This window comes from Streptomyces sp. NPDC041122, from assembly GCF_055592445.1.
In genome coordinates this window covers 902,242-914,656 of sequence record NZ_JBVIYQ010000002.1, presented here as the reverse complement: position 1 = coordinate 914,656, position 12,415 = coordinate 902,242, and the positions used below count along the sequence as shown (strand labels likewise).

Here is a 12,415-nt window from a genome sequence, read left to right as displayed (position 1 = left end):
GTTCTCCGGGTCTGCACGGAAAGCCAACCACCCGCCGCACCGGCGCCCCAAATCGGGTCCCTGGTCGGCCGCTTGACCGGCCCCCGGGACGGCCCCCGTGTGCGGCCGGGACCCCGCTCAGCCGGGCAGCAGCTTCAGCGAGATCCACAGCGCGAGGGTCGAAAGGAGCAGGGCGGCGGGGGTGGTGAGGAGGCCGAGACGGGTGAAGCGCGCGAGGGAGACCTCGTGGTCGTGCTGGTGGGCGATGCGACGCCACAACAAGGTGGCGAGGGATCCGGCGTAGGTGAGGTTGGGCCCGATGTTCACGCCGATCAGTACGGCGAGGACAGCACCGGGGCCGGCCGGTGCGGCCAGCGGGACCAGGGCGAGGACCGCGGGCAGGTTGTTGATCAGGTTGGCGAGCAGCGCGGCCACGGCGGCGGTGCCGAGGAGCGCGGGCAGGGAGGTGCCGTCCGGCAGGACCCGGCCGAGGGCGTCGCCGAGGCCGTTGTCGACGACGGCCCGTACGACGATGCCGAGGGCCAGGACGAAGGCGAGGAACGGCAGCGAGGCGGAGCGCAGGATCGCGACCGGTGTCGTACGCCGGCGCAGCAGGGCACGGACCGCGAGGACGAGGGCGCCGGCCGCGGCCGCCCAGGCGGGGTCGACGCCGATGCCGGAGGCCACGGCGAACCCGGCGAGCGTGAGGGCGACGGTGACCAGGGCGAACCGCGGCATGTGCGGCACCTCCGTCGTCTCCGTGCCGGCCACCGGGGCGTCGAGGTCGGCGGCGAAGAACCGCCGGAAGACGGCGTACTCGACGGCGATGGCGACCAGCCAGGGCAGCGTCATGAGCAGCGCGAAGCGGGTGAAGCTCAGTCCGGCCGCGGCGAAGGCGAGGAGGTTGGTCAGGTTGGAGACGGGCAGCAGGAGGGACGCCGTGTTCGACAGGTGGGCGCTCGCGTAGACGTGCGGCGCGGGGCGGGCGCCCATCCGGGAGGCGGTGGCGAAGACGACCGGGGTGAGCAGGACGACGGTGGCGTCCAGGCTCAGGGCCGCGGTGATCAGGGAGGCGAGGCCGAAGACCGCGGCGAGCAGCTGTCGGGGCCGGCCGGCGGCGCGGCGCGCCATCCAGGTGCCGCAGGCGTGGAAGAGCCCCTCGTCGGCGCAGAGCTTGGCGAGCACCAGGACGGCGGCGAGGAACCCGATGACCGGCCCGAGCCGCTCGGCCTCCGCCCGCACGTCGTCGAGCGGGATCGCGCCGGCGAGGATCACGACCCCGGCGGCGGGCACAGCGAAGGCGGCCTCGGGCCAGCGGAACGGGCGGACCACGGCGCAGACGAGCACCACCACCAGGGCGGCGACCGACAGGGACTCGACGAGCATGCCTCTGATCATGCCTCGCGTACGGTCCCGCCCGGTCGCCGCCCTCGGCGGGGCGTGGCCGTTACGGGGCCGTCAGGGATCCTGCGGTGGCGCGGAAGCGGGCGACTGTCGCGGCCTCGCCCGCGCCGTCCGGGTCACCCGCATCGCTCAGGCGGTGCAGGCCGGCCTTCTCCAGGACGCGGAGGGAGGCCGGGTTGGACAGTTCCACGTCGGCGTGGACCGCGGTGACGCCGGGCAGGGCCAGGGCGGCCGCCACCAGGGCGCGGGCCGCCTCGGCGGCGTAACCCCGGCCGCGCCGCGAGGGGACGACGCCGTACCCGAACTCCACGGCCCCTTCGCTCGGCGGCCAGAGCAGGCTGATGGAACCGACCACCAGGCCGCTCCCCCGCTCGACGATCAGCCGGTGGCCGTGCGCGCCCGGCACGTCGGGCTGGCCGATCGCGAAGCCCGCGATGACGCGGTCGCCGTCGGCGGGAAAGTCCTGCGCCCAGTGGTCGAGCCGCTCGTCGCGGACGACGGCGGCGACCTCGTCGAGGGACCAGTCCCGCAGGACGAGCCGCTCGGTGATCAGGTCCGTACCGGCGAAGGGCAGAGGGGGCAGGGAAGGGGAAGAAGGCTGAGAAGACACGCGACACTCCAGGTCGTTCGAACGGGGACGACCGGACCGCTTCGCTACGGGAGGCGCCGTGGCCTCAGACCCGTGCGGCCCGGACAAGGGCATGCTGATGAAGCGTCTGGCGGGCCATATTCATCAACCTCCCTCGTCACCGTCCGGTCGCGTACGTCGCGCCTGACATGACCCTACCAAGGCGCTCCTCCGCACGATCAAGGGAACAGATGTTCTATTCTGTGGTCAGTGCTACCGAGGAGGCGTCATGCGCTGGGAGAACCTCTCCGACGAGCCGCGCCGGAGGACCGCCGACGCCGCGCTGTTCGGCGCGGACGCGGTGACGACACGTACCTTCGACACCCCGGAGTTCCGGGGGATCACCTTCCACGAGGTGCGGGCCCGCTCGATCGTGAACCGCGTGCCGGGCGCGTCCCGGATGCCGTTCGAATGGACCGTGAACCCCTACCGGGGGTGCACGCACGCGTGCGTCTACTGTTTCGCCCGCAAGACGCACAGCTATCTGGACCTGGACACCGGTCTCGGCTTCGACAGCCAGATAGTCGTCAAGGTCAACGCCGCCGAACTGCTGCGGCACCGGCTCGCCTCGCCGCGCTGGCAGGGCGACCACATCGCCATGGGCACGAATGTGGACTGCTACCAGCGCGCGGAGGGTCGCTACCGCCTGATGCCGGGGATCATCGAGGCGCTGCGCGACCACGGCAACCCTTTCTCGATCCTGACCAAGGGCACGCTGATCCTGCGCGATCTCGACCTGCTGCGGCAGGCGGCGACCGTGACGGACGTGGGAATCTCCGTCTCCGTGGGCTTCATCGACCAGGAGCTGTGGCGCACGGTCGAGCCGGGCACGCCGGCCCCGGAACGGCGGCTCGACGTCGTCCGCACCCTGACCGACCACGGCATCGGCTGCGGCGTCCTGATGGCGCCCGTCATCCCGTTCCTCGGCGACCACCCCGACCAGTTGCGCGCCACGGTCCGAGCGGTCGCCGCGTCCGGCGCGACCTCCGTGACCCCGCTGGTGCTGCACCTGAGGCCGGGGGCGCGCGAATGGTTCATGGCCTGGCTGGCGCACCACCATCCGCATCTGGTGCGCCGGTACGAGCGGCTGTACGCGGAGGGGGCCTACGCCCCGAAGTGGTACCAGCGCCGCGTCACCCGCCATGTGCACGAGCTGGCCGAGGAGTTCGGCATCGGCCCCTCACGCGCGGGGGCGTCCCGCCGGATCCGCGTCCCCGCGGATCCGGAGCCGACCACCGGGCCCACCCAGCTGACGCTGCTATGAATCTGACGCTGCTCTGAAGCCGGGGCTGCTCAAAAGCTGACGCTGCTTTCGATCAGCGACCCCTTTTCCATCGACCGTAGAAAATCATGGCGATGACGACCGCGACAGCGATGATGAAGATGACAAGACCAGAGGTTCCATCCGGATACCAACGGCCCGCAGCGATTGCTTCCACCGTTACCTGTCCCCCTAGGGCTGAGTGACCCCGACGCACCTTTTCGACCCGCCAGCCTCACTGGTTCCTTCGTACGATGACGACGGCCAGGTACCCGAACACCAATATTCCCGCAATGACGAGCACCCATCCCGGTAGATGCCCCAGGCCCTTATAGGAAAGTTCGAGCCGCTCACCCATTGCCATCCTTTCGTAGGCTGAACAACTTGACGGGGCGGGTCCGAGCTCACTTCTTCCGCAGTAGATACCGTCGCATCAGGAGCTCGACGCCGAGTGCCAGGAGACCACATCCCAGCCCCCAGGCGATGATCAGCCCCAGCCCCGACAGGCTGTCGAGAGTCACCGAGCTCGGGGCAAACGGAAGAGTCACCAAAAGAACCACAACCACGATCAGCACTGGGCGCATCGGCGAAGCCTCCTCGAATCGCCGACAGTTTCGCCGGCCAGGAATCCCTCCGCCACGGTGGCGGCACAACCTGCGATGCCACCGCCTATGGTGTCGCCTTCGGCGTCGAGATATGAATTCTCGTCCTGGCGCGGGGGGGCAGGTTGGGTGAAGCGGCCTAAGTTCGTGTTGAGCTTCTCGCCGGGCCCGTCCGTGACCGCGACGACGGAGCCGAGTGCGTCGGCGACGTATACGTAGGTCCTCCTGTCCCGGGGCATGGAGCTCAGAGTGCCCTCGGGTTCACGGTTGAAGCCCGTGTCCACACCGGCAGTTGAGGTGCTGGGCAGGGTGGGCGAGCGGACCGTAGTGGAACGGCGGCTCAGCGGTGCCGCATTCGTGTCGCGCGGTCGGCCTGCGCGCTGCTCCAACGCCCCGCCCCTTTAGGGTCAATTTCCGCCGGAGCGCACCCTTTCCGGTGCGGTTTCCGGGAGCATGCGCTGCGCCGAGGGTCACGGCCAGCAGGGCCCCGGACCCGCCGCCCCGGGAGGCCGGATGAAGAAGCACGCCGCCGTACTCTGCTCAGTCGCCGTAGCGGCTGCCGGACTCGTCACCACCGTGCCACCCGCCTCGGGTGCGCCCGCCGCAGGTGCTCCCCCCGCCGCCCCCGCCCCACTCGCGTGGAAGAAGTGCGCCACCAAGGCCCACCCGACGCTCCAGTGCGCCTCCCTGAACGTCCCGCTCGACCATCACGAGCCGGGCGGCAGACAGCTCACCCTCGCCCTGTCCCGCGTCCCGCACACCGCCAAGACCTCGCAGGGGCCGCTCCTGGTCAACCCGGGCGGGCCCGGCGGCAGCGGGCTGGCCATGGCCGGTTCCGTCGCCGACGCGCTGCCGGACAAGGTGGCGGCCCAGTACGACATCGTCGGCTTCGACCCGCGCGGCGTGGGCAAGAGCAGGCCCGCCCTGAACTGCCGCCCCGGTCACTTCTCCCCCGTGCGCCCCGCCACCGTCCCGGCCACGCCCGCCCTGGAACGGACCAACCTCGACCGCGCGCGGGCCTTCGCCCAGGCGTGCGGCACGAAATACGCGGACCTGCTGCCCTTCATCGACTCGGTGAGCGTCGTCCAGGACATGGACGCCATCCGCGCGGCCCTCGGCGCGCAGCGCATCAACTACTTCGGCTACTCCTACGGCACCTACCTGGGCGCCCTCTACGGAAAGCTCTATCCGCACCGGGTGCGCCGCATGGCGCTCGACTCCCTGGTCGACCCCTCGGGCGTCTGGTACGCGGACAACCTCCGGCAGGACGAGGCCTTCGACGCCCGGCACAAGGCGTTCATGGCCTGGATCGCCCGGCACGACGCGACGTACCGGCTCGGCAAGGACCCCGCGAAGGTCGAGGCCGAGTGGTACGCGATGCGGGCCGCGCTCGCCGAGAAGCCCGCGGGCGAGAAGGTGGGCGCCGCGGAGCTGGAGGACACCTTCGTCCCGGGCGGCTACTACAACGGCTACTGGCCCTCCCTGGCCGAGGCGTTCGCGGCCTACGTCAACGCCAAGAAGAGCGCGCCGCTCGTGAAGGCCTACGAGAGTTACGCCGCGGTGGACGCCGCCGGCGACAACAGCTACAGCGTCTACACCGCCGTGCAGTGCCGGGACGCCCAGTGGCCGCACGACTGGGCCACCTGGCGCGCCGACAACGACCGGGTGCACGCGAAGGCGCCGTTCTCCACCTGGAACAACGCCTGGTACAACGCTCCGTGCGCGTTCTGGCCGACGCACTCGCTCTTCCCGCCGGACGTCACCAACGCCGAACTCCCGCCGGTGCTGCTGTTCCAGGCGACCGAGGACCCCGCCACGCCGCACGACGGCGCCGTCGCCCTGCACCGCAAGCTGCAGGGCTCCCGTCTGGTGGTCGAGCAGGGCGGCGGCAACCACGGCGTCACCCTGAGCGGAAACGCCTGCCTGGACCGGCACTTGACCGCCTACCTGGCGAGCGGCGCGGTACCGCGGGGCACCGGCGAGGTCGACGCGGTGTGTGAGGCGCAGCCGGACCCGGAGCCGCGGTCCGCCACCAAGAGCGCGGCGGGCAGCGGCCGCGGCGCGGCATCCGCCACCGGGCGTCCCGCGTTGTCACACCCGTGGTCCACGATGGGGTCATGAGCCGACTGACCCACATCAGCGCCCCCGAGGGCGTCGCCCCCGCCAGCGCGTACACCCACGTCGTCATGGGAAGCGGCCGCTTCGTGGCGGTCTCCGGCCAGTTGGCCCTGGACGAGGAGGGGAAGCCGGTCGGCGAGGGCGACGCGGGGGCGCAGGCCCGGCAGGTCTTCGAGAACCTCCGGCGCTGTCTCGCGGCGGCGGGCGCGACCTTCGACGACGTCGTGAAGCTGACGTACTTCGTGACGGACATGGCCCACATGCCGGCCGTGCGGGCGGCCCGTGACGCGTTCCTGGACCCGGACCGGCTCCCCGCGGCCTCGGCGGTGCAGGTGGCGTCGCTGGTCGCGCCGGAGTTCCTGATGGAGATAGAGGCGTTCGCGGTGGTGGCGGAGTAGGCGGCCGAGCGCATGACGTCCCTGCGGATCCGTGCCCTGCGCGACGCCGACTGCGAGGCCGTCGCCACCCTGCGCGTCCTCGGCTGGCGTTCGGCGTACGCCGGGCTGATGCCCCAGCCGTTCCTGGACGCCCTCAGCGTCGAGGAGCACGCCGCGAGGCTGCGGGAGCGGCTCGCGCGCGGTGGCGCCCCGACGGTGGACCTGGTCGCCGAGCGGGCCGGTCGCGTCGTCGGATGGATCGCGTTCGGGCCCGCGCGCGACGACGATCTCCCGCCGGACGAGGCCGAGTTGTACGCGCTGTACGCACACCCGGAGCAGTACTCCACGGGCGTGGGCCGTGCGCTGCTCCTGGAGTGCGTGGCGCGCTGCGCCGCCGAGGGCCGCGCCGCGCTGCGGCTGTGGGTCGTCGAGGGCAACACCCGGGCCCGCCGGTTCTACGAGCGCTTCGGCTTCGCGGCGGACGGCGCCCTGGACCCGCAGACGGTCGGGGACATGGCCGTGCCCGAGCTGCGCTACCACCGCGCGCTCGCGTGACCCCGCCCGGCCGGGCCCACCCCGCCGGCCCCGAGGTCACCCCGGCAGCCGCGCCAGCGCCGCCGAGGCCGCCGCCGCGAGGCGGGGGTGGCCGCGGGCGGCCATCAGGACCGGTCTGGCCCGCTCGTCCCCCAGCGCCCCGAGCCCCTCCACGCAGGCCAGCGCGATCTTGCCGTACGGGTCGTGCGGCGCCAGCCTGCGCTGCAGCGTGGTGATCAGCGCGGGCGCCGACTCGGGGGCGCGCAGCTCGGTGAGCAGGCGCACCGGATGGAGCGCGTAGGCGATGCGCAGCTCGTTGGTCGCGAGGGCGGCCGCCGCCCGCGCCGTGCGCGGGTCGCCGAGCCGGGCCAGCGCGTGCGCCGCCGCCGCGCAGCGTGGTGGGTCCCGGTGGTTGAGGAGGAGGACGAGCGACTCGAAGGCTCTGCGGTCACCGGCGACGCCGAGCCGGAACGCCGCCAACTCCCGGGCCCACAAGGGCTGCCCGGGCGAGACGAGCACCTCGGCGAGTTCGTCGAGGTCCTCCGTCGCGATCAGCCGTTCGTACTCCTCGGACCCACCCGCCTCGGCCCGTAACCGTTCCGTCACCGTCCGCAACTCCTCATCCATGGCCGCGAGCCTAAGTGCTACCCCCGCCGCGACATAGATCACAGGCAGGGGAGAACATCGCGGGCTGGCGCGCTCGTTACTCGCCGGTTAGTCTCATGTGAGCGGGGCACACTCCCCGTGAGCATCCCTTTCTCGTGGCGGCCTGGTGACGCAGCCGCCGCGGGTGTTGGTCGGTTCGGTATTTCAGGTACTTCGGTACTCAGTTCTTCCTCACTGAGTACTTCCGTACGCAGTACCTCAGTACGACGTGGCTCCGGGACCGGGCCGGTCGGCTTCTCACCGGGCGTGCCCTGCGCGCCGCCCGGACACGACACGCAGCACTTCCCGCCCGCCGTACGGCAGTTGACGTCGCAGCTCCGCCCGACGCGGATGCCGTACCCGCGCGCCCCTCAGTCGTCACTCTCTTCCTGGAGTCCACGCATGGACACTCCCCTGAACACCGTCGCCGTCATCGGTCTGGGCACCATGGGCACCGGCATCACCGAGGTCCTGGCCCGCGCGGGCCGCGAGGTCGTCGGCATCGACGTCAGCCAGGCCGCGGCCACCCGCGCGGTCGCCGCCCTGGAGGCCTCCACCGCCCGCGCCGTGCGCCGGGAGCGCCTCACGGAGGAGGAGCGCCACGGCATCCTCGCCCGGTTCCGGACCTTCACCGACGTGCGGGCCGCCGCCGACGCCGATCTGGTCATCGAGGTCGTCCCGGAGTCGTACGAGATCAAGCAGCAGGTCGTCCGGGAGCTCGATGCCGTCGTGCGCCCCGACACGATCATCGCGACCGGCACCAACGCGCTCTCCGTGACCCGGCTCGCCGCCGAATCGGCGCGCCCCGAGCGGGTGTTGGGCCTGCACTTCTTCAACCCGGCGCCCGCGATGAAGCTCGTCGAGGTCGTGTCGTCCGTCCTGACGGCCCCCGCCGCCGTCACCTCCGTCACCGAGCTGGCGTACGCCCTCGGCAAGGAGCCGGTGGCGGTCGGCGACCGGCCCGGCTTCGTCGCCGACGGGCTGCTCTTCGGCTACCTCAACCAGGCCGCCGCGATGTACGAGGCGAAGTACGCCTCCCGCGAGGACATCGACGCCGCGATGCGCCTCGGCTGCGGTCTGCCGATGGGCCCGCTCGCGCTGCTCGACCTGATCGGCGTGGACACCGCCCGTACGGTCCTCGACGCCATGTACGCGGAGTCCCACGACCGTCTGCACGCCCCCGCTCCGATCCTCAAGCAGCTCAGCGAGGCGGGTCTGACCGGCCGCAAGGCGGGCCGCGGCTTCTACACGTACGCCGCTCCCGGCAGCGAGGAGGTGGTGGCCGACGCGCTCACCCCGACGGCGGGCGAGGCCCGGGCGCAGGGACGCACGGTCCGCTCGGTGGGCGTCGCGGGCTCCGGCACGATGGCGTCCGGCATCGCCGAGGTCTTCGCGAAGGCCGGCTACGACGTGGTGCTGGCCGCGCGGAGCGAGGAGAAGGCCGAGACGGCGAAGGCCCGGATCGGCAAGTCCCTCGCGCGCTCGGTGGACAAGGGCCGGATGACGGCCGAGACCGCCGCGCGGGCGCTGGACCGGATCACCCCCGCCGGGTCGTACGAGGCGTTCGCCGACGTCGACCTGGCCCTGGAGGCGGTCGCCGAGGACCTGGAGATCAAGCGGCAGCTCTTCACGACCCTCGACAAGGTCTGCAAGCCGGGCGCGATCCTCGCCACCACGACGTCCTCGCTGCCGGTGGTGGCCTGCGCCCGGGCCACCTCGCGGCCCGGCGACGTGATCGGCATGCACTTCTTCAACCCGGCCCCGGCGATGAAGCTGGTGGAGATCGTCCGCACCGTGGTCACCGCGGACGACGTGCACGCCACGGTCCGCGAGGTCTGCGCGACGATCCGCAAGCACCCGGTGGACTGCGGCGACCGCGCCGGCTTCATCGTGAACGCGCTGCTGTTCCCCTACCTCAACAACGCGATCAAGATGGTCGAGGAGCACTACGCGACGCTGGACGACATCGACGCCGCGATGAAGCTCGGCGGCGGCTACCCCATGGGCCCCTTCGAGCTCCTGGACGTGGTCGGCCTGGACGTCTCGCTGGCGATCGAGAAGGTGCTGCACCGCGAGTTCCGCGACCCGGGCCTGGCCCCGGCGCCGCTGCTGGAACACCTGGTGGCCGCGGGCTGCCTCGGCCGCAAGACGGGCCGGGGCTTCCGCGAATATGCCCGGCGCTGAGCAGGCCGAGGGGCGCCCGGGCGAACGGGCCGACTGGGGCGGGCTGCTCGAACCCCCGGGCAGCCCCGTCCCTCAGGAGCACCTCGCCGCGCACATGCAGTACGTTCGTGGCATGTCCAAGGCCGCCAAGTCCTCACGCAACGCAAGCTCAGACGCTCCGGAGAGTGCCGCGGGCAGCCGTGCCGCCGCCCAACGGCTCAAGATGCGCAGGGAGCTGGCGGCCGCGGCCATGGAGCTCTTCGCGTCCAAGGGGTACGAGGCCACGACGGTCGACGAGATCGCCGCGCAGGCCGGGGTGGCGCGCCGGACCTTCTTCCGGCACTTCCGCTCCAAGGAAGAGGCGATCTTCCCCGACCACGACGACACCCTGATCCGCGCGGAGGCGGTGCTGAACGCGGCGCCGCCGCACGAGCACCCGCTGGACACGGTGTGCCGGGGCATCAAGGAAGTCATGAAGATGTACGCGGCGTCCCCCGCGGTCTCCGTGGAGCGCTACCGCCTCACCCGTGAGGTGCCCACGCTCCGCGAGCGCGAGATCGCCTCGGTGGCCCGCTACGAGCGGCTCTTCACGCGCTATCTGCTGGGCCACTTCGACGAGCAGGCGCACCACGACGGCAACGACGACCCGCTGCTCGCCGAGGTCGCCGCCTCCGCCGTGGTGACCGCCCACAACCACGTGCTGCGGCGCTGGCTGCGGGCCGGCGGCCAGGGCGACGTGGAGACCCAGCTGGACCACGCCTTCGCGATCGTGCGCCGCACCTTCGGCAGCGGCATCGGCGCGGGCCGCGACACCCTGCCCGCCGCGGCCCCGGCGACGGCGTCGGTGCAGGGTGAGGTGCTGGTCACGGTGGCGCGCACGGACGCGCCGCTCGACGAGGTCATGCGGACCATCGAAAAGGCGCTGCGCGAGCGCTGATATTCACCCGTTCGAACCGATTCGTCCTTGGCTTTCGAGGGGGCGCTACCGACCGGTAGCGCCCCCTTCGTCGTGCTCGCACCCCCTCTGACCTGCAGTGATCGATCATCTATCAAAAATTAATGGCACCCAGTGTCTTGCCCGTTGGCACGCGGTGCCATACGTTGAGGGTGTCCGGGCGGCCGGCGTACAGCGAACTCCCGTACGCCGGCTGTCCCCTCAAGCCACGGCTTGTGCGCCCGGACGCCTGCGTCACAGGCACCTCCCACGCCCCACCAAGGCGTTGCCGAGCACCACCCTCCGCCGAACCGACGGCACACCTCCACCGCAACTTCAGCACCCGACGCAACCCTCAAGAGCGTTCCCTCAGACGCTTCTTCGCCGGAGGCAAAACCGTGAAGGAAATCCTGGACGCGATTCAGGCGCAGACCCGCACCGCGAACGGCACCGCCGCGGTCACGTCGGCCGACTTCGCCGCACTCCCCCTGCCCGACTCGTACCGCGCCATCACCGTGCACAAGGACGAGACGGAGATGTTCGCGGGGCTCGAAACCCGCGACAAGGACCCGCGCAAGTCGCTCCACCTGGACGACGTGCCGATCCCCGAACTCGGCCCGGGCGAGGCCCTGGTGGCCGTCATGGCCTCCTCGGTCAACTACAACTCCGTGTGGACCTCGATCTTCGAGCCCGTGTCCACGTTCAGCTTCCTGGAGCGCTACGGCAGGCTCAGCGAGCTCACCAAGCGCCACGACCTGCCGCACCACATCATCGGCTCCGACCTGGCGGGCGTCGTGCTGCGCACCGGCCCCGGCGTGAACGCCTGGAACCCCGGTGACGAGGTCGTCGCGCACTGCCTCAGCGTCGAGCTGGAGTCGTCCGACGGCCACAACGACACGATGCTCGACCCCGAGCAGCGCATCTGGGGCTTCGAGACCAACTTCGGCGGCCTCGCCGAGATCGCGCTCGTCAAGTCCAACCAGCTCATGCCCAAGCCGGGCCACCTGAGCTGGGAGGAGGCCGCGTCCCCCGGCCTGGTCAACTCCACCGCGTACCGCCAGCTGGTGTCCCGCAACGGCGCCGGCATGAAGCAGGGCGACAACGTGCTGATCTGGGGCGCGAGCGGCGGACTCGGCAGCTACGCCACGCAGTTCGCGCTGGCCGGCGGCGCCAACCCCATCTGTGTGGTGAGCAGCCCGCAGAAGGCGGAGATCTGCCGTGCGATGGGCGCCGACGCGATCATCGACCGGAACGCCGAGGGGTACAAGTTCTGGAAGGACGAGCGGACCCAGGATCCCAAGGAGTGGAAGCGCTTCGGCAAGCGCATCCGCGAGCTCACCGGCGGCGAGGACATCGACATCGTCTTCGAGCACCCCGGCCGCGAGACCTTCGGCGCCTCGGTCTACGTCACCCGCAAGGGCGGCACCATCACCACCTGCGCCTCGACCTCGGGCTACATGCACGAGTACGACAACCGCTACCTGTGGATGTCCCTCAAGCGCATCATCGGCTCGCACTTCGCCAACTACCGCGAGGCGTGGGAGGCCAACCGCCTGATCGCCAAGGGCAAGATCCACCCGACGCTCTCCAGGACGTACCGCCTGGAGGACACCGGCCAGGCCGCCTACGACGTCCACCGCAACCTCCACCAGGGCAAGGTCGGCGTCCTCGCGCTGGCCCCCGAGGAGGGCCTCGGCGTGCGCGACCCCGAGAAGCGGGCCCAGCACATCGACGCCATCAACCGCTTCCGCAACGTCTGATCGCAACGAG

The 12,415-nt window shown here is 71.4% G+C and carries 10 protein-coding genes; 7 read left to right on the top strand and 3 right to left on the bottom strand.

Annotated elements, in window-relative coordinates; genetic code table 11:
• Positions 1 to 117: 117 nt before the first annotated feature.
• Both ACZ6B8_RS10285 and ACZ6B8_RS10280 read right to left on the bottom strand, forming a co-directional pair.
• Positions 118 to 1,365, bottom strand: coding sequence for an SLC13 family permease (locus tag ACZ6B8_RS10285; protein WP_471606911.1), 1,248 nt, complete (start codon positions 1,363 to 1,365; stop codon positions 118 to 120).
• Between the two features lie 61 nt (positions 1,366 to 1,426).
• Positions 1,427 to 1,993, bottom strand: a complete 567-nt coding sequence (locus tag ACZ6B8_RS10280; protein WP_471606910.1) for a GNAT family N-acetyltransferase — start codon at positions 1,991 to 1,993, stop codon at positions 1,427 to 1,429.
• 247 nt (positions 1,994 to 2,240) lie between these two features.
• Between ACZ6B8_RS10280 and ACZ6B8_RS10275 the strand changes: the two genes are divergently transcribed.
• The 4 genes from ACZ6B8_RS10275 (at position 2,241) to ACZ6B8_RS10260 (ending at position 6,924) form a co-directional block, all read left to right on the top strand.
• Entirely contained in the window at positions 2,241 to 3,275 is a 1,035-nt protein-coding gene (locus ACZ6B8_RS10275) for an Rv2578c family radical SAM protein (protein ID WP_471606909.1), read from the top strand.
• 1,112 nt (positions 3,276 to 4,387) lie between these two features.
• Positions 4,388 to 5,995, top strand: a complete 1,608-nt coding sequence (locus ACZ6B8_RS10270) for an alpha/beta hydrolase (protein ID WP_471606908.1) — start codon at positions 4,388 to 4,390, stop codon at positions 5,993 to 5,995.
• Positions 5,992 to 6,390: a RidA family protein gene (locus ACZ6B8_RS10265; RefSeq protein ID WP_471606907.1), complete on the top strand. Its 399-nt coding sequence runs from the start codon at positions 5,992 to 5,994 to the stop codon at positions 6,388 to 6,390. The genes ACZ6B8_RS10270 and ACZ6B8_RS10265 overlap by 4 nt, the downstream gene beginning before the upstream one ends.
• A 12-nt stretch (positions 6,391 to 6,402) precedes the next feature.
• A complete protein-coding gene (locus ACZ6B8_RS10260; protein ID WP_471090523.1) occupies positions 6,403 to 6,924 on the top strand; it encodes a GNAT family N-acetyltransferase in 522 nt (173 codons plus the stop codon).
• A gap of 36 nt (positions 6,925 to 6,960) precedes the next feature.
• On the opposite strand, the gene ACZ6B8_RS10255 is transcribed toward ACZ6B8_RS10260, so the two are convergent.
• Positions 6,961 to 7,530: an adenylosuccinate lyase gene (locus ACZ6B8_RS10255; RefSeq protein ID WP_471090521.1), complete on the bottom strand. Its 570-nt coding sequence runs from the start codon at positions 7,528 to 7,530 to the stop codon at positions 6,961 to 6,963.
• A 420-nt stretch (positions 7,531 to 7,950) separates the two neighbouring features.
• On the opposite strand from ACZ6B8_RS10255, the gene ACZ6B8_RS10250 reads away from it, so the two are divergent.
• The 3 genes from ACZ6B8_RS10250 to ccrA all read left to right on the top strand — a co-directional run bounded on the left by ACZ6B8_RS10250 (position 7,951) and on the right by ccrA (position 12,405).
• Positions 7,951 to 9,732 carry a 3-hydroxyacyl-CoA dehydrogenase family protein gene (locus ACZ6B8_RS10250; protein WP_471606906.1) on the top strand — a complete coding sequence of 594 codons (1,782 nt, stop codon included), beginning with the start codon at positions 7,951 to 7,953 and terminating at the stop codon, positions 9,730 to 9,732.
• A 94-nt stretch (positions 9,733 to 9,826) separates the two neighbouring features.
• The gene (locus ACZ6B8_RS10245; protein WP_471090543.1) at positions 9,827 to 10,648 is read left to right on the top strand and encodes a TetR family transcriptional regulator; all 822 of its coding nucleotides are present in this window, start codon (positions 9,827 to 9,829) and stop codon (positions 10,646 to 10,648) included.
• A 395-nt stretch (positions 10,649 to 11,043) separates the two neighbouring features.
• A complete protein-coding gene (gene ccrA / locus ACZ6B8_RS10240; RefSeq protein WP_471090517.1) occupies positions 11,044 to 12,405 on the top strand; it encodes a crotonyl-CoA carboxylase/reductase in 1,362 nt (453 codons plus the stop codon).
• Positions 12,406 to 12,415 lie beyond the last annotated feature (10 nt).

Coding starts and splice junctions, on each gene's coding strand:
- ACZ6B8_RS10285 (WP_471606911.1), bottom strand. CDS start 1,365: ATGCTCGTCGAGTCCCTGTCGGTCGCCGCCCTGGTGGTGGTGCTCGTC.
- ACZ6B8_RS10275 (WP_471606909.1), top strand. CDS start 2,241: ATGCGCTGGGAGAACCTCTCCGACGAGCCGCGCCGGAGGACCGCCGAC.
- ACZ6B8_RS10270 (WP_471606908.1), top strand. CDS start 4,388: ATGAAGAAGCACGCCGCCGTACTCTGCTCAGTCGCCGTAGCGGCTGCC.
- ACZ6B8_RS10265 (WP_471606907.1), top strand. CDS start 5,992: ATGAGCCGACTGACCCACATCAGCGCCCCCGAGGGCGTCGCCCCCGCC.
- ACZ6B8_RS10260 (WP_471090523.1), top strand. CDS start 6,403: ATGACGTCCCTGCGGATCCGTGCCCTGCGCGACGCCGACTGCGAGGCC.
- ACZ6B8_RS10255 (WP_471090521.1), bottom strand. CDS start 7,530: ATGGATGAGGAGTTGCGGACGGTGACGGAACGGTTACGGGCCGAGGCG.
- ACZ6B8_RS10250 (WP_471606906.1), top strand. CDS start 7,951: ATGGACACTCCCCTGAACACCGTCGCCGTCATCGGTCTGGGCACCATG.
- ACZ6B8_RS10245 (WP_471090543.1), top strand. CDS start 9,827: ATGCAGTACGTTCGTGGCATGTCCAAGGCCGCCAAGTCCTCACGCAAC.